Source organism: Paraburkholderia sp. MM5477-R1 (genome assembly GCF_050436385.1).
Taxonomy (GTDB): domain Bacteria; phylum Pseudomonadota; class Gammaproteobacteria; order Burkholderiales; family Burkholderiaceae; genus Paraburkholderia; species Paraburkholderia tuberum.
Window position 1 is genome coordinate 282,912 of sequence record NZ_JBNDMC010000004.1, and the last position, 26,175, is coordinate 309,086.

Sequence of the window (26,175 nt, forward strand, 5' to 3'; positions counted from 1 at the left end):
CAGCTGAGCGCTAAGGGCCGACGCCTGCATCGTTCGTGGGTACCGGTGGTGCCGCCCGGAGAAACGTTCGGCGCAGGCCCCGCGGAAATCACACGGACGGAGATTCGTGACACGACATTGGGGTTTTAACCTGTAAGCCACGAGTCATAAACCCGATCCCGCGCCTTTCCCAAAAACGTTCGACCTGCAAACTGACCTCGCAGCCCGTTACTTGGTATCGTTGCCTGCCGCCGTCCGTCTCCGGCATCGGCAACGTACGTGTGCATGTCCAGTACTGCTCGAATGAGGATGCCTGCTTCGCCGCCGGGCGCATGTCGGAGTGCCCGCTTCAGGCGTCGGTCAACCACGGCGCGTAGACCTCGTTTGGGTACCGACACGCATCGATAACTTCAAGGCGTGCAATTAATCTTGCTTTGCATGCGTGCACATGATGGCCGGGCACGGCGTAGTGCCACGGTCGCGCTACATCGACGGCATCGGATTCGTGTGGCGCGAACGAGGACCGCCCTCAGGATCGCCCTGTCGCATATGTCAATTTTCGAGTCAGGGCTCCACAAATTTGCCAGAATAGCCACGTCGACAAATTCTCGATGGGAAGGGCGGCGCCCATGTATCGATTTGAAGAGTACGACCTCATCATCGACGCACGCTGCGAGAGGGAATTTGCAGAGGATCACATCCCTGGCGCAATCAACCTCCCGGTCGTCAACAATGACGAATACGCAGAGGTGGGAACCTTGCATCGCACCGACAAGATGCGCGCATACCTGATTGGCGTGTCCTATTCGCTGAGGAATATCTCGCGCCATCTGGACACAGTGATCGTGGCCCGTCCTCGCCGCAACAGGATTCTCGTATATTGCTTTCGAGGGGGCAAACGCAGCCGCCTATGGTTCGATGCACTTGACACAGTTGGCTACAAAGTAGAGCGGTTGCCGGGTGGATGGAAGGGTTACCGCCGCTGGGTCAACGAACAACTGGAAACCCGCCCGCGAGAGTTTTCGTACCTCGTTCTTTCTGGACCGACCGGCTGCGGCAAAACGCGTTTGCTCGAGCAGCTTTCGGTCGAGGGGGCGCAAGTGCTCGATCTTGAGGCGATCGCTGCGCATCGCGGTTCTGTCATCGGAGCAATCCCGGGCGTTCCACAGCCGACCCAGAAATATTTTGACAGCCTGCTTCTCCAGAAGCTCTCGACCTTCTCGCCAACGCGCCCGGTGTGGGTTGAGGCAGAAAGCAAAAAGATTGGCAATGTCCAACTTCCGCTCGCGCTGTTCGAAACAATGCATTCAACCGGGACGCTCTTGCAGGTCAGCGCGCCGATGACTGAGCGAGTCCGACTCTGGCGGGAAGATTACGCGCACTTTGAAAGCGATCCCGATTCCTTAGTTGAGCGGCTGACACACCTGCGAAGCCTCGTAGGCGGGAAAGAACTCGAGCTATGGCGTGAGCTGGCTGCGTCGCGAAGGATTCCAGAATTGTTCGAACGCCTAATGATTTCGCACTACGATCCGAGCTACGCGCGTTCCACAAAACGAGGCTATCAATCATTCGCCGAGTCACCTTGCATCGAGCTAGTGGATCTGCGGCCTGCTAGCCTTAACCAAATTGCTCGGAGCCTCATCAGCCGCTTTGGCTGATATGCAAAAGACATCGACTCTCACTCGATCGTCTAGTATTCCGTTCCATTGTTAACTGGGCTATGTGCGCGTAGCATGACGGCATCACCGGAACGGGAGATGCCGACATGTCGATGGGACGACCGAAGGCGCAACTGGTATTGAGTGAAGAGGAGCGTTCGCAACTGACTTCGATAGCGCGTTCGCGCTCGATTTCGGCGGCGCTGGTGACACGTGCGCGCATCGTGCTGGCAACCGCTGCCGGGGAGCCCAACAGCGCAATTGCCCAGCGCCTGCAACTCACGCGTGCCACGGTGGGCAAGTGGCGTATGCGGTTTCTGGAGCATCGCATCAACGGGCTGTATGACGAAGTACGTCCCGGCAAACCACGCACGATTGACGACGAGCGGCTGGCCCAACTGATTCACAAGACCCTGCACACCAAGCCTACGGATGGCTCCACGCACTGGAGCGTGCGCTCGATCGCCGCCGAAACAGCCATCTCGCCGACGAGTGTGCACCGTTACTTCAAGCTGCTGGGCCTGCAACCGCATCGCACTGAAAGCTTCAAGCTCTCGACCGATCAATTCTTCATCGAGAAGTTGCGCGATGTGGTCGGCCTGTATCTCAGCCCACCGGAGAATGCGTTGGTCCTGTGCGTGGACGAGAAGAGCCAATGCCAGGCGCTCGAACGCACGCAACCCATGTTGCCGATGGGTTTCGGCTACGTCGAAGGTGTCACGCACGATTACGTTCGTCACGGCACCACCACGCTGTTCGCCGCGCTGAACGTGCTCAATGGCGCGGTACTCGCCACCTGCAAGCCGCGTCACGGGCATCAGGAATTCCTGTCGTTCCTGCGCGAAATCGACAAGGCAGTGCCGGCTGACCTCGACGTGCACTGCATCGTCGACAACTATGGCAGTCACAAGCATCCCAAGGTCAAGGCGTGGCTGGCAGCCCGTCCCCGCTGGCACATGCATTTCATTCCCACCTACAGTTCGTGGCTTAATCAGGTCGAACGCTTCTTCGCGCTGATCACCGACAAGGCCATCCGGCGCGGTTCGTTCGGTTCGGTCAGGCAACTGATCAGACGCATCGATCAATTCGTGTCCCACTACAACGAAAATTGCAAACCATTCACGTGGACCGCCTCCGCTGATTCCATCCTCGCCAAGCTACAAAGACTTTGTTCGCGAATCAGCGGAACGGGATACTAGTCACGTCCCGCAATTCTTGCCACCACAACGTGCATATCAAGATCACGAACCAGAGCCAATTGCCGAACATATGCATATCGGTTCGCATTAGTGTTTCTGGATGTAACAGCGGTGGCACGCTCCGAAGTTGGAGCATTAACTTTATACAAATTCTTTTGATCCAGACAGGACAGATTGTCGGATCGGGAGCACTGGGGCATTTCCATCACAATCGAGGACCGCATCATCCCGCTCCTAGACAAGCTGGCTCGGCTTTGCTCATCAGGGACTGCATCGCTGCGTGGTGTGCTCCGGAGAGCGGTCGATCCGCTATCCTCGGGCATTTAAGCGTCGCTGCTTGATGTCCATATCCTCTCGGGTTGGGAATTATGAGCGAGTGCATCAACATCGTGTGTCCGGCTTGTGGAGCGTCATTCGGTGACGACTGCTGGGAGGTCTTGCTGGAGAACGAGGTTCATCAACTGACATGTCAGATATGTCAAACAGTCTTTTTCACTAGGCTGTTCGAGTGTGAAGCCTGCGTGGCCGACAACGTAGTTTCCGCAAGGTCCCCACGAGACTGTCTCGATCGCACTTGTAGAAAGTGTGGTCATCATCCCGACGGGACTGGAGAGGACTATGAAGAATCTTATCTTTGAACGCCATGTCGGAGCGTCCTCTGAACGGGTCGGCCTACGGCTATACCGAGTGACAACCGGGTTTATTGCCGAGCGGTTTCTTGTCCAGGGAAACCAAACGGTTGCCGTACAGGTACTCCCGATGTCAGTACGTGCCGATTTTGAGGGCTTTGCATTGGCGGATCCGCATTACTCGACAATGCGAGCCATATATGGGGAGGTGCGGAGACTGGTGTGGGGCCGCCACGTTGATGAGGCGCGTTGAGCAAGGTAGGACCCATGGATCTGAGTGTTGATGACCTGTTGAACTCCACGGATGAGCTGGAGCTGATCTCGCTTGTCAGGCGCGCGGTTCAAGCTCACGGAGCAGAGTGGTTTGTGTTTGCCTCTTTGCACCCGTCCGATTGTTCAGATAGTCGATCGACCTACCGGTTCTTGATCGGCTGCCGTCCAGAGTGGTGCCAGCTATATAACGCAAATCGGTGGTATCTAACCGATCCATGCCTCGAGTATGCACGTTCCAATACGGCGCCTGTGTTAGGTTCAGCGTTGCCTATCCGAACCGCGGGACAGAAACGTATGCTGGAGGTAGCCGCGGAGTACGGATTCCGAAGCGGCTATTTGATTCCAGCTCATACGAGCGAGAACGGTCGCATCGGAATTCTATATCTCGGGTCCGATCGGCCGCCGGAAGAAGCGGAACCGCAATTCCACGAGGCCCGCCCCTTTTTTCGTGCTCTGGCGTTGGAGCTTCTCGAGTGGTCCTCCGGTGCTTTGAGGGAAGAGGCCTTGCAGACGACAGGTCTTACGCAAGACGAGGTGCAGCTCTTGGGCCTGGTAAAGACAGGCTTTACGGCGGCCGAAATCGCAACCGAACTACGGGTTTCATCGATGACGGTCTATCGCCAGTTTCAGAGGATCAACGAGAAGCTCGGCGTTGGTCGCATTACCAGAGCCGTGAAATTTGCCGAAGAGCATGGCCTCCTGGCGTGAAAATCAACGATGGTACTGGCTTTCGGCGATGATGCCGGCTGCTGCAATTTTGGCGTTTCTTTGGGACTGTCCGTGGAAGTTTCTGCTCTGCCTGATTACTACAATCCTGCTAGGTGACTTGCTCCTCGGTGAACATGTTGAAGCCGACGGCGAGCAGCACTGTGTCACAGTGATCAGCGCTGCTGTTCCCGTCGTCTTCATTTGCCTGTGGTTGTTCGCAATTCTCACGACGGTGATCCGCTTGCGATGGGTAGCTGTGCCTGAATACGCGGGGCTCACTGCCGCATGTGGTGTCTTGAGTGCGTTTGCAATGGCGCACATCCATGAGATTTTGCATCGCGGTGGTTATCGGCTCAGAGTGGCATCTGATATCGCGCTGACGCTGGCTGGCTATCCACACTACCGGATCGTTCACGACCTGCATCACTCGCACGTAGGAGATGCCCGCTACGGCTCCACTGCTCGCCTTGGTCTTTCGCTATGGCGACATGTTGGCAACTCCCTTCGTCTTTCGTTACTCGCTGCATTCACTCACGATCGGCTCCGAATGGCGAAAGGTCGAAAGAGCAGACTCATACGGCCGGCCGCAGCTTGCATTGCGACCGTCGGGGTGTTTGGGTGCCTTGGTGGTTCCCGCGGCATTCTGTTCTATCTCGGGCAGAGCACTATCTCTATGTTCATCGTCGAGGCGATCGGCTATATCCAGCACTACGGTCTGATTGGTACCGCCCGCAATCGAGAAGACGCGCTAGCGTGGAACGTGCGTTCCTGGTTGTCGAATCGGCTTTTCGTGAACAATGGGCTCCACACCCATCACCATCTCGACCAGACACGCTCGTACGGGCGACTCAGGTTGGTCGGCAAGGCGATGCCAGCCGGCTATCTGCAAATGTTCATCCTCGCCCTCGTCCCACCGCTCTGGTTTTTGGTTATGAATCGCCATGTGGAATTGCTCAGCCGCCCCCATAGCATGGGCGAAGATGAAAATCAAGAATAAACGTGGATCTTGAAGTTATCAGCATGTTTCGACCAAAGTGTCAGTGTAGTGTCGATTCAGTGTTGCCATTGGCGGACGGCGTGACGCATTGGAAGAGAGGGAAAGGGGGAATGAATGACATCGAGCGCTAGTGCGGGCATTACGGAACCGCGCACGCGTGGCCCATTTACGGTCTTCCTGGCGGGCAGCTTGTCAGCGTGGCGCGTGAAATCTGCCTGCATGGTGACCGCGCACAAGCGGTCAATTTTGCACGCATGCTCAGGTAGTGGCTCGCGAGCGCTGGTGTAACGGTCGCGCCTGTTCGCCAAATCGTCGCACAGCAGCTGATCGCAGGTTGACGGGCAAAAGAGCAATGCCTATAATCAAAATACGATTTTTGATTTTTGATGTTCATGAATCAAAAAGTGATTCATGATGCTTGATGAATCCTCTCGCTTGCTGCAAAAAGCCTCTTTCGGTGCAAAGAAAGGGCGATATGGGTATTACGCAAGCGGAATTGGCAAAAGGACTGGTCCCCCGGCCTCGCGTGGCGATCTTCATGGGGCCGCTGGGCTCGTGGCAGATCGAATTGACGGCGGATGCAAAAGTCCTGACGGTTGAGACGCAGCGGGGGCATCCAAAGACGTGGCGCGTTCTGGACGACGCGATCGCCTTTGCGTGCGAACACTGCAAGGACGCGGAAGAGATCCGGATCCGCTTCAAGGATATGGAGTTTGTAGCAGGCAACATCCGATGATCGACCAGTGACGGTGCTACCAACACCGTCACTGGCCTAACCATTGATTACCGTGCGAGGGAAATAATGGCTAGCCTCATTATAGCCGCGGCGATCGTGGCCGCGCGCGCTCACTGGATCGAGTACGCCCATGGTTGATTTCAACCAGTTAGCTCAACAGTGCGCGCCATCCGTGCATCCCGTCACGATGCAAGCCGTCGCTCGCACCGAATCCGGCTTCAACCCCTATGCAATCGGCGTAGTTGGCGGCCGCCTGGCGCGACAACCCCGCGACTCCGAAGAGGCGGTTGCCACGGCTCGCGCGCTCGATGCACGTGGAATCAATTTCAGCGTCGGGTTAGGGCAGGTGAACCGGTTCAATCTCGCCCGGTACGGCCTTACGTACGAAACCGCTTTCGACCCATGCGCCAATCTTTGTGCAGGCAGTGCGATCCTGTACGCCTGCTATCAGCGGGCAAGTGCCGCGTATGGTCAGGGCCAACGCGCCTTGCGGGCGGCAATCGGTTGCTATTACAGCGGCGATTTCGTTGGCGGCGAACGGGCTCAATCCAATGGATCCAGCTACGTACAGCGTGTCGTTGCCAATGCACGTAGCACGGCGGCACCTGTCGACATGGTTCCCGCGATACCCGTCATCATGGACCGGCCAGCTGGCACGACGACGCAGGTTGGTGCAGGAGAGCGTAAGTCGAGCCCCACGAGCCACGCCGTTCGAGAGCCGCGCCAGGATGCGCCACATCCGTCATGGGATGCCTTTGGCGACTTCGGCTGCGACTGCGACTCATGCAGATGACTTGACCGGCCGCACCGCGGCTCTTGTTCGAAAAGGAGAGGTCATATGTTTCGGAAAATGAAATTCCATCCAATAAGGTTAGTACAACTGAAAGACGATGCGAAACGCATGGCTGGCGCTGCCGGGTCAACGGTGCTTGGCGCCGCACTGATTGCGCCTGGACTTGCCCTGGCCGGAGGTGGCCTTGATTCAGCGACAGAGGGTGCGAATACGTTCAAGATCTGGCTGTATTCGTTTCTCGGTGTCTGTGCTTCCTGCGTGCTGCTATGGAAAGGGGCGGAGTGCTGGGCAGACCGTTCTCACTGGAGCGAGTTCGTTACGCTCGGCGGCAAGGTCGCGGTGGTCGGTGCTGTGGTCGGCGTGCTCGCTCCGTACCTGTGGAACCTCTTCACCTGAGCACGCGCCATGACAGACGAGAAAGCCCGCTATCCCGGTTTCAATGGTCTTGGACGTACTGCGGCCATCTGGGGCGTGCCTTACATGGCGATGCTGGTCATAGTCGTCGCCTCGATGTTCACGGGTGTGCTCGTAGCCTTCTTCGTTGGCCCGGGCGGCCTGCTGTTCGTCTTTCTCGGCTTTCCGGTCCTGCTGTGGTTCAAGCACATATGTGAAACCGATGATCAGGGACTGTGGATCATGTGGCTGCAGTTCCGCTGCCGCTTCTATTTCTGGCAGTTGCGCATCCGCGCACGGGTAAATGCCGGACGGGCGGCACCAAGCTTCGGCAACACGTCGACGCTTGCGCCATTGCGCTACGGCCGGCAGCGTCGTGTCTTCCGCGATTTTCTCCAACCATTGTCCAAGGGCGAGCGCCGGCTGCGTGAGCTCGAACGGGAGCCGTGATGGGCAGCAGACCAACCATCTCAAGCGAGATCCTCGGCGCAATCGGCGCCGTCGAAGACTGGATGCCAAAGTTCAGGCACCCGGTCACAAGGCACGTACAGCACATCGATGGAAACCGTTTCATGGTGACGCTTGCACTGAGTGGCGTGCCGTTCGAGGTATTCGAAAACATCGTGCTTGAGCGCAAGTTCGACCGCGACACCGAGACCCTGAGCAAACTGGGTCGCGACCTTGGCGGACGCCTTGCCTACCACGGTGTTTTCATGCGACGGCGGGTGAATGTCAGTCGCGAGTACCGTTTCGACAGCCCCTTCATGAACTGGTTTTCGACGCAGTATGGCGGGCAGTTCAGGGGCGGCCGGTTCTTCGAAAGCCGCTATTACTTTTCGATCATCCTGAAGTACGAAGATTTCGAGGACGGACTGAAGGAAATCGCGTCACTCGCCGGGCAGGCGCTGCAACAGCTTGCGGACTATGAGGCCGAACTGCTCGAAGTGTACGAGCGCACGCATATGAACGGCTCGAAGATGCTGTTCTCGTCGCTTTATGGATTCATCAGCTATCTCGTGAACGGTGTGACGGTCGATCTGCCTGTCGCTGCGGAGCCCGGTGTCGACGTCATCCCGTCCAGCTACCTTCGCTTCGGCTACGACACGCACGCGATCGACGGGCCGGGTGTGCCGGACCACCGGAGATTCTTCACCTGCCGCGATCTGCGCAGTTTCCCGGACAAGCCGGGCTTTGGTCAGCTTGATCCACTGCTTTCGTTACCAGTCGAATTCACAGTGGTACATTCATTCAACTGCATGACGGGTTTCGAGTCGAACCGCACGATCGACTCGGCGATCAACAAACTGGAGTCCGCCGCCGACAAGGCGAAGCACCAGGTCAGGGAACTGCGCGATGCGCAGGGTTACGTCAACACGGGTGAGCTGTCGTTCGGCGAGTACCATGGTGCGGCCGTGATCTATGGCGCAAGTACACTGGAGGCGCTGGAAAACGGGATCCTGTTCGCATCGCGCTCACTGAACGAATGCGGTGTCGAGTGGGCGCTTGCGACCGGTTCGGCGCCCTTCACGTATTTTTCGCAGATACCCGGTGCGAGGGTCAAGCCACGGCCGAAGATCCAGTCTTCGCGCAACTTCGCGTCAATGTTCACCTGTCACGACTATTCGGCCGGCAAGGCCGAGGGCAATCCGATTGGCGACGGCTCAGCTGTCATTCCGTTCCGTTCGGCGTCGGGAATCTATCACTTCAGCCCGCATGCAACCCGGCAGGGTGACGTCAACGTGGCGGAGAAGCTGGCCGCGCACCTGAAACTGCAAGGCACAACGGGTGCCGGCAAGTCGACAGTCGCGACCGCGGTCACTGGCATGCTGTCCCGGTTCGGGCAGCTGCTCTTCGTACTGGACAAGGGCCGAGGCTGGGAAGTGTTCATCCGCGCAATGCGCGGTGCCTACGTCCATCTCGAAAAAGGCAAGCCGACTGGCTGGGCGCCGTTCGAGCTGGTCGACACCGCCGAGAATCGCGAGTTCCTGTACGGGTTGGTCGAACTTTGCGCGCGCAGGAACGGCGTCGATCACCAGGGCAAGGGCATCAAGATCGACCTGAGCGCCGCGGAGAAGATCCAGTGCCGCAACGCTGTCGATGCAGTGATGGCCATCGAGGACGTTCGCCTGCGGCGATTCAGCCTGCTGCTCGACAGCATTCCGGATGAGGGCGACGACAGCTTGCGCCAGCGGCTGTCGCTGTGGTGCAAATCGGAGAACGGCCGCTTCTGGTGGGTGTTCGACAACCCGCCGAACCTGTCGCTGAACATGACGCAACAGCGCTGGATCGGTTTCGACGTCGAGGCATTCCTTGTCGAGAACTACGAACCCTCGGAGCCGGCGTTCGCCTGGCTTTTCCACCTCAAGAGGATGATGCGACGAGAGGGCAGGCTCATGCAGACCGTGATGGAAGAGTACTGGTTGCCCATCCGCTTCCGCACGATCCGCGAACAGATCGAGGAGACGCTCGCAAGCGGCCGGAAGGAGGGTGAGTTCATCATGTTGATTACCCAGCAGCCCGAGCAGGGCCAGAAGGCTGCCGACCTGTACCCGGCGCTGCGCAGCCTCGTCGCTACGAATCTCTATCTGGCCGATCCGGCGGCGGAAGAAGAGGCGTACGTGCGTGATGGCATGACGCGCAAGGAATTCAGCGAGTTCAAAAAGCTCACGCCGTCGTCGCGCCGGTTTCTCATCAAGCAGGGTAACCAGTCTGCGTTCGCGAGCTTTGACATCAGCGGCATGGAAGACGCGATCGCCGTGTTCTCGGGTGACCGCGAGAACGTCTTGATCTGCGACACCGTGCGCGCGGAGCTGGGGGACGATCCAGACGTGTGGTTACCGGTCTACCTGGAACGCGTCTTCGAACGCAAGCTGAGTACGCGCCTGGCGGCAAAGCATGGTGCCGATGAGCGACTGTGGACCAGCGAGCTGCAGCGCGGTCTTGAGCGCAAGCGGGCCGAGCTCGCCCGCATCTATTCGTCGGCACGCGCGGTCGACGCCGGTAACGAAGCTGTCACTGCCTGATGGGGGAATCGTGAACGTCAACGATGAGGAACGCCCTGCACGCCTGCTGCGGGGCGCTCGTGTGGCCGTCACCGCGCTCTGCCTGGGTGCAACGGCCATCGCGCGCGCGCAGGGCGTACCAACCATCTCGCCTGCCGAGCTTGCCCAGCAGATGGAGCAGGTCCAGCAGCTGATGCAACAGATCGAGAACCAGGAGGCACAGTACCGGGCACTTACCGGTAACAGCGGCCTGGGCACGATCATGAACGACGCGTCCCTGCGCAACTATCTGCCAGAACAATGGCAGGACATATACGACCAGGCGAAGAGTGGCAGCCTGTCGGGCATCAGCTCGACGATGCGCTCGATCGAACAGCAGGAAGGCATGACGGACGCCGCGACGCCGGGGCAACAACGCTATTACGACGTGCTCTCGGCTAACAAGGCGATGAACGAGCAGGCATACAGCGTGACGATGGCGCGGCTCAATAACATCCAGTCGCTGATGCAGCAGTCGAACCTCACTCAGGATCCGGCTGAGAAGGCGGACCTGCAGAACCGGATGGCTGCTGAGGAGGCGATGGTTACCAATGAGCAGACGCGTCTGCAGCTCACTACCCAACTGCAGCAGGCGGAGCTAAAGCTTGCGAAGGACCAGCAGGAGCGGGAATTCAAAAACCAGTTTCTCGGAGGCTCAAATGGTCAATAAGGCATTGCTTGGTACGGTCGTCAGTCTGCTGGTCGTCATTGCCGGCTATCTTGGCTATCTGGCATGGGACCGCCATCAGCACAACGTGCAGGAGGAGATCGCACACAGGCAGGATCTGGAGTTCAGGGCACATCTACTTGGTACGACGCCCGAAAAGCTCGAGCAGGAGGAAACGCCCGAACAGCGCGAGCAGGACAAGGAAGCCGAACAGGTGGTGAAAAAAGCAATGCAGTAATTGAAACGATTTCAGGAGTCGGAGATGTCATTTGCGCCTATCACGACGACGATTTTCTCAAGAATGACGTCCGACTTCGATGCGAACGTCATCACGACCATCAGCACGGGTTCCGAAAGCATCATCGGACTGATTTCGCCATTGATGATGGCGTGCTTCAGCATCTACGTGCTTTTGGTCCTGTGGTCGTACTGGCAAGGGCACAACGACGAACCCATTAACGACTTCCTGATGCGTATGGCGGCCTGGGCGTTCATTCTGACCTGCGGCATGAACATTCAGTTCTATACCGAATACATCGTGCCAGCTGTGAACGGGTTCGGCGAGCAGCTCTCCGGTGCGATTACAGGGCAGAGCAATCCGGTTTCGGGTCTCGACAATTTGTTGAGCGCCTACATCAACGCCTGTGGACAGATCTACGATCACGCACACAACTTCGAAATCATCGGCGCGGTTTGGGTGATTTCAGTGATGCTTATCTTTGCCACTCCCTTCATGGGGTTGGCCGTGGCCTACATCATCCTCGCCAAATTTGCGCTCGGGCTGCTGCTCGCACTCGGACCGCTGTTCATTTCAATGGCGCTGTTTCCGCCCGTGCGGCAGTTCTTCTGGAACTGGGCAGGACAGTGCTTCAATTACGTGCTGCTCGTGGCTCTGTTCGCAGGCGCAGGCGCGATAGAGGTCAATTTCGCACAATCGATCGCTCCGAGCGGAACCGCCTTCCCGTCGATGCGGCAGGTGGTAGAGATCAACGTGATGGGCGTGGTGTTCTTCATTGTCGCCCTGAATCTTCCGGGCCTCGCCTCGGCGCTGGCAAGTGGCGTGGGCATTTCGACGATGACGGGCAAGCTGGGCGGTCTGGGTCGTGCGCTGGCCGCTGCGTCGAAAGCGGGTAGTGCAGGCAAGTACAGGACGGGTGGCTCCGTTTCGCAAACGTAGGAGGATCCATGCCTCACTTCTTTGCGAGGCTGATCCGCTGGTGGTTGCTCGCCGTCTGCTGGGTCACGTGTGCCGGCTTCGTGGGGGCGTTGCTTAACGATGTCGGTGCGTTCATCTATCACCGGTTGCATCGATGACCAATGAATGGAGGGCATCTGGCATGAAAACCCTGTTCTGCGCATGCCTGCTCGCATTTGTCCTGCCGGCGTGCAGCTCTGCGCCGAAACCAGCGGAGCCGACGGGCCAATGGGTGCCAGTCAACCCGCCGCTGGCCCAGCAGTCCGGCCGCACGGAACCGAAGTGAGGACCAGGATGGTATCAGCAATCAGACAATGGTTCGCGGCTGGCGCGGGCTCGCGCAATCGCGCACGGACGTCGACCGCATCCGCCGCGCGCGGGGAGGCAGCAGCGAATGCCGTTGACAGGTCACAGCGCGACGCACTCAGCTGGTATCTGGACCAGGCGCGGGAGTTCGAAAAGTCGAAGGTTGAGGCGGCCGAAGAGAAGGCGAGGATCGCTGACCGCCGATCGGTTCTCTCGGGCGGCATCGCACTCGCGGCTGTTTTTGGCACGGCAGCTTTAGGACTCCTGAAAAGACCGAATCCACCTGCGATTCTGCGTGTGAATGACACGACCGGAAAGGTCGATGTGCTGCCCACGACTGCGAATGGCCACGTCAGCTTCACTGAAAAAACCGACCGCGCGGACCTGCGCCGCTACGTCGAGATGCGCGAGAGCTACGACTGGGAGACGATCTCCGACATGCACAGCGCTGTGATGTTCATGAGCGAAGATCGCGAAAAGGACGCTTATGACGCGCTTGTCCGTGGCCCGGCCGGCCCGCTAAAGCTGCTCAAGGACCAGGCGCGCGTCATCGCCCGGGTCGGCTCGATTACTTTTGTCGGTTCGACCGCGCAGGTGTTTTTTTCACGGCAGCTGATCCCCCTGAATGCGGCGGCAAAGCGCCCGGACCCGAACTATTGGATCGCGACAGTGGCCTTCACCCGAGTCGATGTGCCGGAGAAACAGGATCAGCAGGACATTGATCCGGACGGATTCAGGTGCACCAGTTACGAGGTGACACGCGACTATACCCGCGCGCCGGCGGATGTGTCGCCCGATGCCGTACCGACGGGTTCGAGACCGGGCGGGAGCGCGTCGTGAGTTGTCCTGGACTGCGTTCGCCGATAGGTGCCGTGGCGATTATCGCCGCTTGTGCGCTTGCGGCCGGCCGCGTCCGTGCGCTCGAAATCCCGCGCAGCTGTGGCGCTGACCCGCACATCCAGTGTGCGACGTATAGCCCTGATCAGGCCTACCGCGTGGCGACGATGCCGGGCCGTGTGGTGATGATCCAGTTCGAGCCCGGTGAGCACATCCTGAAGGACGGCGGTGGCATTGGCGACGCGCGCGCCTGGCACGTTTCAGTCAACGACAGCGGAGCGTTGCTGAAGCCCGGTGCGCTCCAACCCGAAACCAACCTCGTGCTCGTGACCAACCGGCGGACATATTCGTTGTCGCTTGTCGACGTATCGCGGTTGCAGCCCGCGACGTGGATCCTGCGCTTCGAGTATCCGGACACGAAGGCGAAGGCCGCGGCCGAACAGCTACGGCGCCGCGAGGCGGTCAGCTCAGCGCTGGCGGGCCAGCAGGACGCGCCCGCGGTCCCGGCAGCAATCGCAGCGCCAGGCGCGGCGACGTCCCCAGGTCCGCCTGGGTCAGCCACGCCCGCAGCGAACTTGCAGTACATGATGCGCGGCGATCGCGCGCTTGCGCCCACCGCCTTGTGGGACGACGGACGTTTCACCTACTTCAAGTACGCAACCGCGCGCGACCTGCCGACGATCTTCACGAAGCTCCCGGATGGCAGCGAGGCGACAGCGAATTTCCATGTGGAAGGCGACACCGTCGTCGTCCACGAGGTCTCAGGCGGGTTTGTCATCCGCTACGGGCAGTCGGTGCTGGGGATCCGCAACGACGGCTACTCGCCCGACGGCCACTACAACCGCACCGCCTCGTCGTTGCCCGGCACGGCGCGCATTGAGCGCGCGCACGTCGGCAGCGATCGGCCGGAAAACTGACGGGAGAGCCGAAGCGTATGAGCGAACGCAACGAAATCGGTAGTGCTGGGCCTGCTGACGTCGGACCTCAGCCGTCGCTGGACCTGCCGGGGCGCCGCCGCACACGTGCGGGAAGGCTTAAGCTCGTGCTGGTCGCGTTGATCGTGATCGCGCTGGGCGCTTCGAGCGTCACGATCTACCTGCAGCGGCTCTTCCAGCAGCATCAGGACGCGAAGCTGGCGGCGCTCAACAAGCCAAAAGATAGCGGCGCGAACGAGACGGGTGCCGACCTCGAGACCCAGAAGGAGCGCATCAAACGCGCCGAAGCCGAGCAGGCGCGCGCCGCATCGGACGCGGCCGCCGCTGCGGCAAGACAGCAGCTTGCGACGCCGGCCGGCGCAGCGTCGCGCCCCATCGGCGAAGGGAGCACTGCGATCGCGAGTAACCGGCCACGGTCGCTGACACCCGCTGAGCGGCGTCTCTCAGGCAGCGTGCTCGTGATGTCTGGCGACAGCAGGACCTCCGATGCTCCCGAGGAATCCGCTGTCGCGTCCAGTGACGCTGGCGGCGGCACTGCAGACACCACCGGCAACGGCCCGGGTGGCGATGGTCTGGCCGGCATGGCGAAGTCCATGGGGCTCACGGCGCTGCGGGGCGGCCCATCTGGAGCCGCCGGTTCATCTGGCACAGGGCTGGCGGAAAGCCATGATGCCGGCAACAGCAAGGGATCGGCTTTCGACCAGTCGCTGCAGCCCTCGAAGCTGCAACCGATGCGCGCCTCGTTCCGGCCCAACCGGCACTACACGATTGCCCGGAACACCATGATCCGTTGCGGGCAGGCCACCGCAATCCGTACCGACCGCCCGGGATTGGTTGGCTGTCCGATCGCGGATGACGTCTGGTCGGACGATGGCACGACGTTGCTTATCCGCAAGGGCGCGTTGGCCAAGGGCGAGCAGCGCGACGCGGTGATGCACGGGCAGGGCGTGATCGGTGCGATCTGGGACGAGATTGACGATGGTGACGTGCGCATACCCCTGAACTCACCGGCGACCGATCCGCTCGGCGCTGCGGGCATTCCCGCCTACATTGATCAGCACTTCTGGACCCGCTTCGGTGGCGCACTGATGGTGAGCCTCATTGGCGACTTCGGGCAGGCCCTCGCCAACAAGGCCACCGGCTCGGGCCAGACGATCACTTTCACGAACAGCTCGAATGCGACACAGGATGTGGCCGCAGAGACGCTGCGCAACTCGATCAACATCCCGCCGACCGCATATTCGAACCAGGGCTCCGTGATCAGCATCTTCGTTGCCCGCGATGTCGATCTGAGTAGCGTGTATGAAAACGTCGGCAGCGACGGCAGTGAAATTGCGCCGTCGGACCGGCAATGACAACAGCGAGGACATGACGATGCGACTGCAGATCCCGTTTCCCGACACCTTTCTGCTCCATGGTATCGAACGTGATGCCTTCGAGGCCAGGCTGCGCGACGCGCTGCATTGCGTCCTCGACGGGAGCCGCGCGTGGCAGCTGGCCGAACAGATCGATGTCCGCCGGCCGTTCGAGCCGTCTGATGTCCTGCCGCTGCGCCGGATCGGCGACGAGCACGTCTTCGAGCAATGCATGACGCTCGACGGTTGCCGGTTCGACGACATGTCGATGGCGCTGCGCCCCGTGGTCACGCATGCTGTCGGCGCGCGCCTCGGCATTGAGCTGGCCGAGCCCGGCATTGTGGCGGACAGCGTTGGTCAGCAAAAGGGTGCAACTAACTGTCCTGGACCGAGCATCCCTCCGACACCGCGTCAGCGCAGGACAGGTGTGCTTGTCCTTGCTATCGCAGCAGGCACAGCAGTGGGACTTCTGGCGACAGCGACAACGACGTGGAAGGTTGCCTGGCCGGCGGCGGCTACCGCAGGGATGGTCACGACGGTGATCTCCACGTCTCCCGCGCAAACGTTGCGCAATCTGGCGAGCAGCGTGCCTGACGGCGGGCGACTGTACCGGGTCTCGGTTCAAGTCGAGCCGCAGGGCACAGATGCGGGATCGCACTGACGGGCTCGGTGCGGCTATTGCCAGCTCGCCCCAGACATATCTGGAAGGAGTGCATATGAATTCAGCGGTTATCGATGTCATCGAAAAGGGGACCATCGCGCGCAGCTTCCTCCGGCAGATGGGTATCGCCAGTTTCTTTGACAGCAGCCTGACCGAGGTGGCCATAAACCGGCCCGGAGAGATATGGACACAGGGTTCGGCCGCCTGGCGGCAGCACGAGGCGCCCGCCTGCACGCTTGACGCCTGTTTCAAGCTCGCCAATGCCCTGACGGTGATGAAGGGGGGCAAGTTCTCGACGAAGGAACCGATCCACCCGGTGGTCCTTCCCGATGGCCAGCGCGGTCACGTGCTGATGCAGCCGGCGTGCGAGCAGGACACCATTTCGATCACCATCCGGATTCCTTCAAACCAGCGGTTCTCGGTCCACGAATACGAGCGCAACGGCTGGTTCGCGGACTACCGGGACGTGTCACCGCGCCGGGAAGTGCCGGCATCGCTCGACCTGCCGCCGTACGAGCAGAAAATGCTCGAGGCGAAGAGTCAGCGCAACGTCACCCGACTCCTTGAGCTCGCCGTCGCGAACCGCCTGAACATCGTGCTCGCTGGCGGCACGGGCTCCGGCAAGACGACGCTCAACAAGGCGCTGTCCGATCTCGTGCCGTCCGATGAGAGGATCGGCACGATCGAGGATACGCCGGAACTGTCGTTGCCGAAGCATCCGAACCGCGTGCATATGTTTTTCAGCGATACGCTGCCGGCAAAGGAACTGGTGCGCTCGACGCTTCGCATGAAGTTCGACCGCGTGTTTCTTGCCGAGCTGCGTGGCGACGAAACCTGGGACTACATGACGCTGCTCAATACGGGTACGCCCGGTGGTATTACGACCGTTCACTGCAACGACGCCAGGTCGGCGCACTCCCGTATCGCGACGCTGGTCAAGCAGAGCGTGGTAGGTCAGACGCTCGACTGGCAATTCATCATGGATCAGGTCCGCGTAACCGTCGATCTCGTACTTTTCATGCGCGACAAGCGTCTATCGGAGATCTGGTACGACCCGGTGGGCAAATGGCAGCTGCTGGGAGGCATCGCATGAAAGGGCGCGCTGCATCCCCATCCCAGGCCGCCGGTCGCCTCAGGAGATGGGACGGTGACAATCATGAAGCGATAGCGCACTGAAGGACGAACCATGCCGAAAATTTTCCGCATTCTCATTCCGTGTCTGGTCGTGCTGGTGATCGTGGCCGCCGCAGTGACGCTTGGTCAGTATCTCGGCGGGCTGCTGTTCGCGAAGATGCAGAAGCTGCCGCAGGACGCGGTTGGCGTCTTTACGCTGTACGACTACTGGCAGGCCTGGGGCGACGTCCCGGCGGTCAGGCGGGCCCTGTCCGTCTGCACGCTGCTGTCAGCCGTCATTGGCTGTATGCCCGTGGTCGTAATCACGATGGCGCTGGTGAAATCGTGCGGGCATATCGCGCAGTTTGGCAATGCGCGCTTCGCCAAGAGGCGGGACATCGTGAAGGCTGGGCTGCTGGAGAAGTGATCATGCAGCCAGATTCAACTCTCACTGTACCGGCAGGGCCAGGAAAGACTTTTTTGCCGGCGCTGCGTCACCTGTCTGCACCTGCGGGACCCGTAGTTATCCTCACATGATCCAGGAGGAAAGCACCTTGTCCTACATGTATCCACCGTTCATCGTCGGCAAGTACAAGGGCGAGTACCTAAAGTATCGCGGCCAGGACTTCCTGATGCTCGCCGCCGGCACGCGCTCGGGCAAGGGTGTCTCGATGGTGATCCCGAATCTTCTCACCTATCCGGATTCGGTCGTCGTCGAGGACATCAAGGAAGAGAACTTCATGTACACGTCCGGTTACCGCAGGAAGTGCGGTCATGCGGTCTACCTGTGGTCGCCGTTTTCGGAAAACGGCCGGTCGCACGCGTACAACCCGCTCGAATACATCGCCGGGCGGCCCGCGTATACGCGCGTAGGTGACGTGATGACGATTGGCGAGCATCTGTATCCGTCGAACGTCGACGCGCGCCTGAGGTACTGGAACGACAACGCCCGCAACCTGTTCGTCGGGATCGTCCTGTACCTTCTCGAAACGCCCTCGCTGCCGTGCACGTTCGGCGAAGTGTTGCGGCAGGCCTCGGGCAGGGGGCGTGCGATCCGCGAGCACGTCTCGTCGATCGTCAGTACGCGCTCGAACACTACCGGCACGCTGCCTGTCCTCAGCTTCGAGTGTCTGGATGCGCTCAACCGCTTTCTATCGCAGTCGAAGGAAGCGTTCGCCAATATCGTGTCGACGATGACGGCGCCGCTCAACGTGTTCAGTAATCCGGTCGTCGATGCAGCGACGAGCCGATCGGATTTTCATCTGGGCGACGTACGAAAGAAACGTATGTCCGTCTACGTCGGTATCAAGCCGGGCGACCTGAAGGCGGGCGCGTTGCTCGTCAACCTCTTCTTCTCGCAGCTGATCGATCTGAACACGCGTGAGCAGCCCGCCGAGAATCCGGATCTGAAATACCAGTGCGCATTGCTGATGGATGAGTTTGCGGCGCCCGGCAGGATCGACATCATCGATACGGCCAACGCGTTCATCGCCGGGTTCAACCTGCGGCTCGTGCTGATTTTCCACGGGATGTCGCAACTCGAGGACCCGAAGCTGTACGGCAGGCACGGTGCGGAAACGCTTGCGATCAACTGCAAGATGCGCAGCCTCTTTGCGCCGCGCACGCTCAAGGACTCGGAAGAATATTCGAAGATGCTGGGCACGTTCACGCATCTGTCGCGTTCTCGCAGCCGCAGTCGCGGTCGCAGCGCGTCGACAAGCACGAACGAGACGGAGCACGGCCGGCCGCTCATGCTGCCGCAGGAACTGCGGGCCCTGTCCAGCCGCAAGCAGATCATCACGATCGACGGCTGCGAACCTATCCTGTGCGAAAAGGCGTACTTCTACGAAGATGCCGAGCTCGTCGACCGCCTGGTTCAGCAGAGCCCCCATCTGCGAGGGGTAATGGCCGGTCTCGAAAAGACCAACCGTCGCCGCGCGTGGTTCGGGTTCGGACCGAAGTTCCCCAACGAAGATCAAATGAAGCACGCCGCATTCGTTGCCCGCGAACTCAGTGCGCCAGTGCCGCGGATCGACGTCGAGCACTGGTGGCACTCACAGAACGCCGTGCGTCGCGCGCAGACGGAGCCTGCAGCGGGCGCAGCGCAGGCCGCCAGCGTGCGCGATGTCCGTGAGCACGAAATTGGCGTGCTCACCGCCGTGCATTTCGCCAACCGCGGCACTATCCGCGCCTCGCTGTTCCGGCTGATGCCGTACCTGGGTGAGGTGCTCCCGGATGCGGTCGTGTCCGCACATGCGGCCGCAGCAGCTCAGCCTGGTTCCCAAGCAGCCGCGCAAGCTGATCCCCTGCCTGAACAAGGAGTCGTCGCATGAACGAGATCGAATTCCCGGCCGACCAGATTGACCATCGCGAGCGCGGCGCGGCCAACGCCGACGACGCTTCGGCCATCCGGGCGCGGACCACGCCGCCGGCGAACGAACCGGAAGGGAAGGCCGGTCCGCGCCATCCGGAAATGCCCCTGGACGGCGCAACGGAAGAGCGCCTGAAGAAGATCCGGGCCGCAGATCGCGAGCGGACCCGGCAGCGGCTCGCACCGGATGTGTCGCGCGATGAGCAGGCCGCCGAAGGGGTGAAAGCAGCTAAAGGTACCGGCCGGCTGATCGGCAGGAAAGACGGGGAGGCACAGAACAGCATCCGTCCAAAGCCGATCTTCGAGAAAACCGGGTACGACGTGCCGAAGTCAGTCAGCAACCAGTATGTTGCGCAAGACGGGAAATTCCTGGACCGCAAGAGCGAGACGGTGCACTTCGAGGACACCGGCCGCACTCTCGCGACGGCCAGCGAGGACCGCAGCGTGGTCGCGCACATGGTGGAAGTTGCAAAGGCGAAGAACTGGAGCGAGTTGCAGCTCACGGGCACCGAGGAATTTCGGCGGCAGGCATGGATCACAGCAGAACTCGCCAGCGTACCAACGCGCGGCTTCGAGCCGAAGCAGGTGGATCGCGCGATATTGACAGCTGCGCGCGAGGCCATGCGCATCGGCGCGGGCGAGCAAGCTGGCGATGCGCATGATGCGCGCACCAACACCGTTGAGAGCGCAGCAGCCCAAGAGTCCGACGTCACGGAGCCCGAAAAGCCCGCGCGGCGCGCACGGGCCAGCGCAGGCGCAGGCCGCATCGCTGACACGCCGGCCGGGCAACGAGCGCACCAGTCCGGCCGCGCGGGGCCTGCAACTCCGTCGCCGTCGCCGTCTCCACCACTAGAGCAGCCAGTAGCCGGTGTGACTGCGGGCGTGCTGATCGCGCACGGGGCGGCACCGTTCAACCACGACGCCAAACAGAATCCAAGCTATTACGCGACCGTGCGCACCGTCAATGGCGAGCGCACGGTATGGGGCCTGGATCTCGAACGCGCCATCAGTGAGGCTGGCCTGCAGGTCGGCCAGCACATCGAACTCGAAAAAGGCGGCAGCAGGACTGTGACGTCCCGGCAGCGGCAGTTCGATGCACAGGGCAATGAGCGCGCGCCAAAGACCGTTACGAGCCGCCGTAACGAATGGCGGGCTTCCTCGCCGGACATGCCGGGCCCGGCTACGCACGGGCAGCGTGAGGCCCTCGCCCGCGCGCGTCGGGAAGTCGACGAGCGTCGGCAGATAAGCGAAGCGCGCGAGCGCTTCCTGAGCGGTAACTGGCAGTACTCGAAGGAACAGCGCGCCGCGCTCGACGCGGCGCGCGAGCGCATCAAGGAGCAGGCCGCACGAGAGGTTCTGCGCGAGGAGATGAAGGATTTGCCCGAGCAGCAGCAGGAGAGGCTGATCGCGGAGTTCGAGAGCGCAGTGGCCGCGGCGCGAGCAGCGAACCGGCCGCTCGATGTGCCGATGCCGCAGGTCAGCGAGGCAACGATCGAGTCCCTACGTGAACAGATCGAGCGCGAACAGCGCGGCCTCTCGCAGTCTGTGCAGCAACCGGCCCAAGGGACCACCGGGCACCCAACACAGGAGGCGGGTCATGAAGTCCCGCCCTTTGAACTCGAACCGTAGCTGAACGCGGCTGGCGTGGCCGCGGTGATGCGGCTACATCCATCAACCGGTAAGGAACATTGCACCATGAAGATTGCCGTTATCAATTTCTCGGGCAACGTTGGCAAGAGCACCGTCGCGCACCATCTGCTCGCACCGCGTCTGCCGGGCGCTGAAGTGATCCCGATCGAATCGATCAATTCGGATGACCGCGAAAAGGAAGGCGCGTTGCGCGGGTCGCAGTTCGATGAGCTGCAGGATCAGCTGATGACGCTGGAAAACGCCGTCGTCGATGTGGGCGCGTCGAATGTCGAAGACTTTGTAGGTCTGATGCGAAGCTATGACGGATCGCATGAAGACTTTGATCTCTTCATCGTGCCGGCTGTATCGACCGCCAAGCAGCAGGTGGACACGATCGCAACGCTGCGTTCGCTTTCTGAGCTGGGCGTGCGCGCCACAAGGATCCGGCTGGTCATGAATATGGTCGATCGCAAACAGGACGTCAACCGCGGCTTCGCGAAGCTGTTCGAGTTTCACTCGCGCAGTGACGCTTTCTCGATGCATCGTGATGCAATTATCTACGAGAACCCGATCTTCGAAAAGATCAAGGGTTTCGACAGGTCGATCGTCGAAATCCGCGATGACCCGCGCGACTATGTCGCGCTGAACGCCGAGGCAATGGAAAACGGGGCATCGGAAGCCGAAAAAGCACACATCCGACAGATGGTCGCACTCAAACGTCTTGCGATTCGGGTGACTACGGAACTGGATGATGTGTTCAAGGTCCTGGTGCGCTGATGGGCGCGTCGGAGGACTCGATCCGCGAGGAATTGATCGGCGAAGTGCTCGGCCAGCTGTCGCATCTGCGTCGTGACGTGAAAGAGCTGACCCAGTTGCTCCAGGCGAGCGGCAAACAGTTCAAGGATGACGGCGAACTGACGCTGCTGCGCTTCACTTCGCGCTACGAGCAATTCCTCAAGGACTTTAACGCAGCGACCACTGGCGTGCTCGCCGAGGCAGGTCATTTTGCTGAGGCGCGCGACCAGCTCGTCGGTGAGCTTGCATTGCGCGAATACGACGCGGCGAGTGCTCGCGTGCGGGGACAGTTGCGCGATGTGCTGCGCGAAGGTGGTCACCGCTGCGGTTTTGGCCGCCTCGAGCTTGCAGCATGGGTCGTCAGTGCAGCGCTTGGTTCGGCCGCACTCTCGGTCGGCGCGGTCGTGGTGCTGCATATGATAGGCGCATAGGAGTCGTTCCATGCAATTCCAGACATCTTTTGTGGTCGCAGCGGTATGCACGGCGCTCGCGGGTGTCACGCCGGCGCGGGCCGACGATGACAACCAGAACGCATGCGGGACAGTGCTCTGCCTTGCCGGACTGATGCAGGGCGGCAATGGCGGTCGGGACTGCAGCCAGTACGAGGCAAACTACTTTTCCATCGTGCGTTATCACCATGGCCATTTCGATCTGGGCGGCACGTCGAGCGCGCGCGGCGATTACCTCAACCAGTGCCGTTCGGTTGGAAGCGATCAGAAGAGCGCGGTGAATTCCAGGTACGGCGGCGTCGAGAATGGCCCGTGAATCGCTTCTCTCAGGGCGCGGCGAATTTCCTGGCCTGCGGCAGCCGGGCTTTTCATCTTCCGGCGGCGATCGCGCGCAACGGCGGCGGGACTGCGGCGACGTCAGGGCACTGCCAGCGCTGTTCCAGTTGAATCTGATGCATCTCGCTGCGGTTTTGTCGCGGTAAGGGCAAGACGCGGACGAACGGTGGTATAAGTAGGACTGCTTATGCTGCCAGTGAGTAAAACTGCTCGGCACGAGTGTATCCGATGCCACTGTCTTCCATTTGGCCCTTGGCGATCATGTGCATGAGTTCGATGCCGCTCAACAGGATGCGGGCACAACGAAAATTCTTGAAGCCGAGCATGGGCCGCGTGCGTCGCTTGATCGCCCGATGATCTTGTTCGACGACGTTGTTCAGATACTTGTTCTGGCGAATCTTGATCGGTGTTTCCCGCTCCGCGTTGAGGGCATCCAGCGCGGCCAGGTTCGCACCGCTTTTATCGATTGTCACCGTCTCGGGCTCGCCATTTTGGTCGATTGACTTTTCGAAGTAGCGCCGCGCCGCGGCCTTGTCACGATGGGCGCGCAGCAGAAAATCCACCGTGTTGCCCTCCTTGTCGACTGCGCGATACAAATACTTCCACTGGCCTCGGACCTTGATATAGGTTTCATCCATTCGCCAGCTCCGACCGACGGCTCGCTTTTGGCGGCGAAACGCCTTCTCCAGAACCGGCAACACCTTGATGGCCCAGCGATGTACGGTTGAATGGTCGACCGAAATTCCGCGCTCGGCCATCATCTCTTCCAGATGTCGAAGGCTCAGCGGATACGCCACATACCAGCGCACACACGTCAGGATCACATCGAGCGGATAGTGCAAGCGCTTGAGCACCCGTGCCAAGGCTGGATTCAGAGTCGTCATCAAGCGTCCGATCGTTCGCATTGTCAGGGCACATGATACCCAACGCTTACTGCGACAAAACCGTAGCGAGCACGGTTGCGACAAGCCACATGAACGCTGCAAGCAAGGGTCCAAACGACCTCGACATCCAGTACCTCCGCATATCTTCCTCCGACCATTAAATTTATAACAGAGCGCGTGATTGATGTTGTACAGTGATATTAATGGTACGCGTTCCGATAGTCGAAACGCAACAGGAAAGCGATGTGAGAGGTTTCGCGTGACCGATGCCGCGAGCGGTACCAGCCTTGTCGTGTCGCCGGGTGTTAGAGACATCTCCCGGAATGGGGGCCGATATACGCGTCCTCGAGACCGGTGAGTGCTGAGTAAGGCAACGGATATGGAAATTCGGCAGCTTCGTTATTTTGTGCAGGTGGTGCAGAGCGGCAGCATGGGACGTGCTGCCATCGAGCTCGATCTCGTCACATCTGCACTAAGCCAACAGATCAGCCGTCTGGAAAGCGAGCTATCGGTGCGACTCCTGACGCGCACCAAGAACGGCGTGCAACCTACAAATGCAGGCCTGACTTTCTGGCACAAGGCACAGCTGATCCTGCGGATCACCGACGATGCGGCTAAAGCGGCGAAGCTGGGCCGTTTGTCGGGGGACGCGTCGGTCGGACTCGCGCCGACTACTTCGGGCGTGCTCGCGTTGCCTTTTCTTCGGGAGATGAAATATCGATATCCTGACGTTGGGGTTCGCATCGTCGAGAGTCTGTCGGGCAATCTCGAATCGTTGCTCGCTTCTCGACAGATCGACGTAGCCATTATCTTCGGAGGAACCCGGGCGAAGCGGGTGCAGACCGCTCCGCTGCTCTCTGAGCGCTTGTATGTGATCTCCGCTGATGAACTGCCAGCCCCTGCAGACCCCGCCGGATATGACATCTCCGAGCTTGGGCAATTTCCCTTGATTCTCCCGAGCAGTCCGCACGGACTCCGATCTCTTGTGGATGGCGCATTCTCAAGAGCTGGCACCGCCATGAACGTCACTGCAGAAATCGACGGACTTGCCACCCTCATGGAGGCGGTCAGCAATGGAATGGGCGTGACAATTCAGCCAGCCGCGGCCCTGGAGCGGTGCAAGGGATCCAGACTGTACACAGTACCAATACTCGCGATGACGCTTAGCCGTGTGAATCTGATCGCGTCTCTCGCAGATGAAGAGTTGACTCCATCCGGTCTCGGGGCTCGTCTTGTTTTGCGCGAGGTGGCTTTGAGGCAGGTTCACGAAGGACGGTGGCTCGGAGTCACGGCGTCGGTCCAATGAGAGTGCTCGTTCACTGATAAAAGGTCTTTTGGCGAGCTCTTCCCGATGAAGGAACATGCCACGCGGCACGCGAAATGATTCGCAAAAAGTTCGGAGAATTTACGTGAAAGAGACCATGCGCTCGGTGCAACGCATTCTGGCAGTGTTTGAAAGTTTCAGCATTGACAGAACAAGTCTCATGCTTCAGGAGATAGCGGACCGCATTTCGCTTCCAAAATCAACCGCGTTCCGTATCGTTCAGAGTCTCGAAAAAGCGGGGTATCTCGTGCGCCTCGAGGACCAGCAGTATTGCCTGTCGTTCCAGCTTACCCGTTTGGCGGGGCACGTCCGCAGTACGCTGGGGATCCGGGAAATATCGCGGCCGGTCCTGCTGCAGCTTGCCGATCGCACACGCGAAACGGCCTCTTTGCATACGCTCTCAGGTAGCCACCGAATCTGTATCGACGCGGTGGCAACAGTTGCTGCGCCTCTCCGAATGGTTGCGCAACCGGGTGAGCAGGTACCGATGGTGGCGGGAGCGGGATCGAAGGTTCTGATGGCATTCATGCCGCCAGAGAAACTGTCGGCGATGGTGGTCGAGGTGGCCCGATTGACAAAAAGAGCCAGGGCCGAGATTGAGAAGGAGCTGCAGCAGATCCGCGATCAGGGATTTGCCGTGTCCCACGGGGAGCGTCTGCTCGGCATTTCAGCAATTTCTGCCCCAATTCGCGATGCGGAGGATCAGGTCAGATACTGCATTTCCGTTGGCGCGCCTACCGTTCGGATGCGGATCAACGAGCATGAAATTGTACGAAGCATCCTGATTGCCGCGGCCGATATCTCGCGCCAGTTCGGCGCCGCAACGGTGGACATGCAGGACGAGATCCGGTTTCTGGCGAAAGACACGGGAACGATCACGCATCGGATCAGCGACTGAACCATGCCGATGGA

27 protein-coding genes are annotated in these 26,175 nt (G+C 60.2%); 26 read left to right on the forward strand and 1 reads right to left on the reverse strand.

Annotated elements, in window-relative coordinates:
• Positions 1-608: 608 nt before the first annotated feature.
• The 24 genes from mnmH (at position 609) to OKW35_RS11855 (ending at position 23,035) form a co-directional block, all read left to right on the forward strand.
• The gene (mnmH, locus tag OKW35_RS11740) at positions 609-1,637 is read left to right on the forward strand and encodes a tRNA 2-selenouridine(34) synthase MnmH (RefSeq protein WP_429552049.1); all 1,029 of its coding nucleotides are present in this window, start codon (positions 609-611) and stop codon (positions 1,635-1,637) included.
• Between the two features lie 107 nt (positions 1,638-1,744).
• Positions 1,745-2,836, forward strand: coding sequence for an IS630 family transposase (locus OKW35_RS11745; RefSeq protein ID WP_429552050.1), 1,092 nt, complete (start codon positions 1,745-1,747; stop codon positions 2,834-2,836).
• A gap of 896 nt (positions 2,837-3,732) precedes the next feature.
• Complete coding sequence (locus OKW35_RS11750; RefSeq protein ID WP_429552051.1) at positions 3,733-4,446, forward strand: helix-turn-helix transcriptional regulator; 714 nt, start codon at positions 3,733-3,735, stop codon at positions 4,444-4,446.
• Entirely contained in the window at positions 4,430-5,443 is a 1,014-nt protein-coding gene (locus OKW35_RS11755; RefSeq protein WP_429552052.1) for a fatty acid desaturase, read from the forward strand. The genes OKW35_RS11750 and OKW35_RS11755 overlap by 17 nt, the downstream gene beginning before the upstream one ends.
• 421 nt (positions 5,444-5,864) lie before the next feature.
• Positions 5,865-6,179, forward strand: coding sequence for a hypothetical protein (locus OKW35_RS11760; protein ID WP_143325754.1), 315 nt, complete (start codon positions 5,865-5,867; stop codon positions 6,177-6,179).
• 130 nt (positions 6,180-6,309) lie between these two features.
• Entirely contained in the window at positions 6,310-6,972 is a 663-nt protein-coding gene (locus OKW35_RS11765) for a lytic transglycosylase domain-containing protein (protein ID WP_429552053.1), read from the forward strand.
• A gap of 45 nt (positions 6,973-7,017) precedes the next feature.
• Positions 7,018-7,368 carry a hypothetical protein gene (locus OKW35_RS11770; RefSeq protein WP_187638540.1) on the forward strand — a complete coding sequence of 117 codons (351 nt, stop codon included), beginning with the start codon at positions 7,018-7,020 and terminating at the stop codon, positions 7,366-7,368.
• A gap of 9 nt (positions 7,369-7,377) precedes the next feature.
• Positions 7,378-7,815, forward strand: a complete 438-nt coding sequence (locus OKW35_RS11775) for a VirB3 family type IV secretion system protein (RefSeq protein ID WP_429552054.1) — start codon at positions 7,378-7,380, stop codon at positions 7,813-7,815.
• On the forward strand, positions 7,815-10,388 hold the full coding sequence (locus OKW35_RS11780) for a VirB4 family type IV secretion system protein (RefSeq protein ID WP_429552055.1): 2,574 nt from the start codon (positions 7,815-7,817) through the stop codon (positions 10,386-10,388). Before OKW35_RS11775 ends, OKW35_RS11780 begins: the two co-directional genes overlap by 1 nt.
• 10 nt (positions 10,389-10,398) lie before the next feature.
• Complete coding sequence (locus OKW35_RS11785; protein WP_429552056.1) at positions 10,399-11,076, forward strand: type IV secretion system protein; 678 nt, start codon at positions 10,399-10,401, stop codon at positions 11,074-11,076.
• Positions 11,066-11,311, forward strand: a complete 246-nt coding sequence (locus OKW35_RS11790; RefSeq protein WP_187638544.1) for a hypothetical protein — start codon at positions 11,066-11,068, stop codon at positions 11,309-11,311. The genes OKW35_RS11785 and OKW35_RS11790 overlap by 11 nt, the downstream gene beginning before the upstream one ends.
• A gap of 24 nt (positions 11,312-11,335) precedes the next feature.
• Entirely contained in the window at positions 11,336-12,250 is a 915-nt protein-coding gene (locus OKW35_RS11795; RefSeq protein WP_429552146.1) for a type IV secretion system protein, read from the forward strand.
• 8 nt (positions 12,251-12,258) lie between these two features.
• Complete coding sequence (locus tag OKW35_RS11800) at positions 12,259-12,387, forward strand: hypothetical protein (protein ID WP_429552057.1); 129 nt, start codon at positions 12,259-12,261, stop codon at positions 12,385-12,387.
• A 7-nt stretch (positions 12,388-12,394) separates the two neighbouring features.
• Complete coding sequence (locus OKW35_RS11805) at positions 12,395-13,414, forward strand: type IV secretion system protein (RefSeq protein ID WP_429552058.1); 1,020 nt, start codon at positions 12,395-12,397, stop codon at positions 13,412-13,414.
• 32 nt (positions 13,415-13,446) lie between these two features.
• On the forward strand, positions 13,447-14,328 hold the full coding sequence (locus tag OKW35_RS11810; protein ID WP_312892973.1) for a TrbG/VirB9 family P-type conjugative transfer protein: 882 nt from the start codon (positions 13,447-13,449) through the stop codon (positions 14,326-14,328).
• 17 nt (positions 14,329-14,345) lie between these two features.
• Positions 14,346-15,701 (forward strand): TrbI/VirB10 family protein, encoded by a 1,356-nt coding sequence (locus OKW35_RS11815; RefSeq protein ID WP_429552059.1) that lies wholly within the window; start codon positions 14,346-14,348, stop codon positions 15,699-15,701.
• Entirely contained in the window at positions 15,649-16,362 is a 714-nt protein-coding gene (locus tag OKW35_RS11820; protein WP_429552060.1) for a hypothetical protein, read from the forward strand. The genes OKW35_RS11815 and OKW35_RS11820 overlap by 53 nt, the downstream gene beginning before the upstream one ends.
• 55 nt (positions 16,363-16,417) lie before the next feature.
• On the forward strand, positions 16,418-17,455 hold the full coding sequence (virB11, locus tag OKW35_RS11825) for a P-type DNA transfer ATPase VirB11 (RefSeq protein ID WP_429552061.1): 1,038 nt from the start codon (positions 16,418-16,420) through the stop codon (positions 17,453-17,455).
• A gap of 93 nt (positions 17,456-17,548) precedes the next feature.
• Complete coding sequence (locus OKW35_RS11830) at positions 17,549-17,902, forward strand: hypothetical protein (RefSeq protein WP_429552062.1); 354 nt, start codon at positions 17,549-17,551, stop codon at positions 17,900-17,902.
• A gap of 136 nt (positions 17,903-18,038) precedes the next feature.
• Complete coding sequence (locus OKW35_RS11835) at positions 18,039-19,808, forward strand: type IV secretory system conjugative DNA transfer family protein (protein ID WP_429552147.1); 1,770 nt, start codon at positions 18,039-18,041, stop codon at positions 19,806-19,808.
• Positions 19,805-21,475 (forward strand): LPD7 domain-containing protein, encoded by a 1,671-nt coding sequence (locus OKW35_RS11840; protein WP_429552063.1) that lies wholly within the window; start codon positions 19,805-19,807, stop codon positions 21,473-21,475. The genes OKW35_RS11835 and OKW35_RS11840 overlap by 4 nt, the downstream gene beginning before the upstream one ends.
• A gap of 66 nt (positions 21,476-21,541) precedes the next feature.
• A complete protein-coding gene (stbB, locus tag OKW35_RS11845) occupies positions 21,542-22,252 on the forward strand; it encodes a StbB family protein (protein WP_429552148.1) in 711 nt (236 codons plus the stop codon).
• Positions 22,252-22,701, forward strand: a complete 450-nt coding sequence (locus OKW35_RS11850) for a hypothetical protein (RefSeq protein WP_187638552.1) — start codon at positions 22,252-22,254, stop codon at positions 22,699-22,701. The genes stbB and OKW35_RS11850 overlap by 1 nt, the downstream gene beginning before the upstream one ends.
• A gap of 10 nt (positions 22,702-22,711) precedes the next feature.
• Positions 22,712-23,035, forward strand: a complete 324-nt coding sequence (locus OKW35_RS11855; protein ID WP_187638553.1) for a killer protein — start codon at positions 22,712-22,714, stop codon at positions 23,033-23,035.
• 205 nt (positions 23,036-23,240) lie between these two features.
• On the opposite strand, the gene OKW35_RS11860 is transcribed toward OKW35_RS11855, so the two are convergent.
• Positions 23,241-23,939, reverse strand: a complete 699-nt coding sequence (locus OKW35_RS11860; protein WP_429552064.1) for an IS6 family transposase — start codon at positions 23,937-23,939, stop codon at positions 23,241-23,243.
• A 379-nt stretch (positions 23,940-24,318) separates the two neighbouring features.
• On the opposite strand from OKW35_RS11860, the gene OKW35_RS11865 reads away from it, so the two are divergent.
• The gene (locus OKW35_RS11865; RefSeq protein ID WP_429552065.1) at positions 24,319-25,245 is read left to right on the forward strand and encodes a LysR family transcriptional regulator; all 927 of its coding nucleotides are present in this window, start codon (positions 24,319-24,321) and stop codon (positions 25,243-25,245) included.
• A gap of 103 nt (positions 25,246-25,348) precedes the next feature.
• Positions 25,349-26,161, forward strand: coding sequence for an IclR family transcriptional regulator (locus OKW35_RS11870; RefSeq protein ID WP_429552066.1), 813 nt, complete (start codon positions 25,349-25,351; stop codon positions 26,159-26,161).
• Positions 26,162-26,175: the final 14 nt, after the last annotated feature.

What these genes read in the sequence shown, in the direction of transcription:
- mnmH (WP_429552049.1), top strand. Translation starts at nt 609, where the DNA reads ATGTATCGATTTGAAGAGTACGACCTCATCATCGACGCACGCTGCGAG.
- OKW35_RS11745 (WP_429552050.1), top strand. Translation starts at nt 1,745, where the DNA reads ATGTCGATGGGACGACCGAAGGCGCAACTGGTATTGAGTGAAGAGGAG.
- OKW35_RS11750 (WP_429552051.1), top strand. Translation starts at nt 3,733, where the DNA reads ATGGATCTGAGTGTTGATGACCTGTTGAACTCCACGGATGAGCTGGAG.
- OKW35_RS11755 (WP_429552052.1), top strand. Translation starts at nt 4,430, where the DNA reads ATGGCCTCCTGGCGTGAAAATCAACGATGGTACTGGCTTTCGGCGATG.
- OKW35_RS11760 (WP_143325754.1), top strand. Translation starts at nt 5,865, where the DNA reads ATGAATCCTCTCGCTTGCTGCAAAAAGCCTCTTTCGGTGCAAAGAAAG.
- OKW35_RS11765 (WP_429552053.1), top strand. Translation starts at nt 6,310, where the DNA reads ATGGTTGATTTCAACCAGTTAGCTCAACAGTGCGCGCCATCCGTGCAT.
- OKW35_RS11770 (WP_187638540.1), top strand. Translation starts at nt 7,018, where the DNA reads ATGTTTCGGAAAATGAAATTCCATCCAATAAGGTTAGTACAACTGAAA.
- OKW35_RS11775 (WP_429552054.1), top strand. Translation starts at nt 7,378, where the DNA reads ATGACAGACGAGAAAGCCCGCTATCCCGGTTTCAATGGTCTTGGACGT.
- OKW35_RS11780 (WP_429552055.1), top strand. Translation starts at nt 7,815, where the DNA reads ATGGGCAGCAGACCAACCATCTCAAGCGAGATCCTCGGCGCAATCGGC.
- OKW35_RS11790 (WP_187638544.1), top strand. Translation starts at nt 11,066, where the DNA reads ATGGTCAATAAGGCATTGCTTGGTACGGTCGTCAGTCTGCTGGTCGTC.
- OKW35_RS11795 (WP_429552146.1), top strand. Translation starts at nt 11,336, where the DNA reads ATGTCATTTGCGCCTATCACGACGACGATTTTCTCAAGAATGACGTCC.
- OKW35_RS11800 (WP_429552057.1), top strand. Translation starts at nt 12,259, where the DNA reads ATGCCTCACTTCTTTGCGAGGCTGATCCGCTGGTGGTTGCTCGCCGTC.
- OKW35_RS11805 (WP_429552058.1), top strand. Translation starts at nt 12,395, where the DNA reads ATGGAGGGCATCTGGCATGAAAACCCTGTTCTGCGCATGCCTGCTCGC.
- OKW35_RS11815 (WP_429552059.1), top strand. Translation starts at nt 14,346, where the DNA reads ATGAGCGAACGCAACGAAATCGGTAGTGCTGGGCCTGCTGACGTCGGA.
- OKW35_RS11820 (WP_429552060.1), top strand. Translation starts at nt 15,649, where the DNA reads ATGAAAACGTCGGCAGCGACGGCAGTGAAATTGCGCCGTCGGACCGGC.
- virB11 (WP_429552061.1), top strand. Translation starts at nt 16,418, where the DNA reads ATGAATTCAGCGGTTATCGATGTCATCGAAAAGGGGACCATCGCGCGC.
- OKW35_RS11830 (WP_429552062.1), top strand. Translation starts at nt 17,549, where the DNA reads ATGCCGAAAATTTTCCGCATTCTCATTCCGTGTCTGGTCGTGCTGGTG.
- OKW35_RS11835 (WP_429552147.1), top strand. Translation starts at nt 18,039, where the DNA reads ATGTATCCACCGTTCATCGTCGGCAAGTACAAGGGCGAGTACCTAAAG.
- OKW35_RS11840 (WP_429552063.1), top strand. Translation starts at nt 19,805, where the DNA reads ATGAACGAGATCGAATTCCCGGCCGACCAGATTGACCATCGCGAGCGC.
- stbB (WP_429552148.1), top strand. Translation starts at nt 21,542, where the DNA reads ATGAAGATTGCCGTTATCAATTTCTCGGGCAACGTTGGCAAGAGCACC.
- OKW35_RS11850 (WP_187638552.1), top strand. Translation starts at nt 22,252, where the DNA reads ATGGGCGCGTCGGAGGACTCGATCCGCGAGGAATTGATCGGCGAAGTG.
- OKW35_RS11855 (WP_187638553.1), top strand. Translation starts at nt 22,712, where the DNA reads ATGCAATTCCAGACATCTTTTGTGGTCGCAGCGGTATGCACGGCGCTC.
- OKW35_RS11860 (WP_429552064.1), bottom strand. Translation starts at nt 23,939, where the DNA reads ATGACGACTCTGAATCCAGCCTTGGCACGGGTGCTCAAGCGCTTGCAC.
- OKW35_RS11865 (WP_429552065.1), top strand. Translation starts at nt 24,319, where the DNA reads ATGGAAATTCGGCAGCTTCGTTATTTTGTGCAGGTGGTGCAGAGCGGC.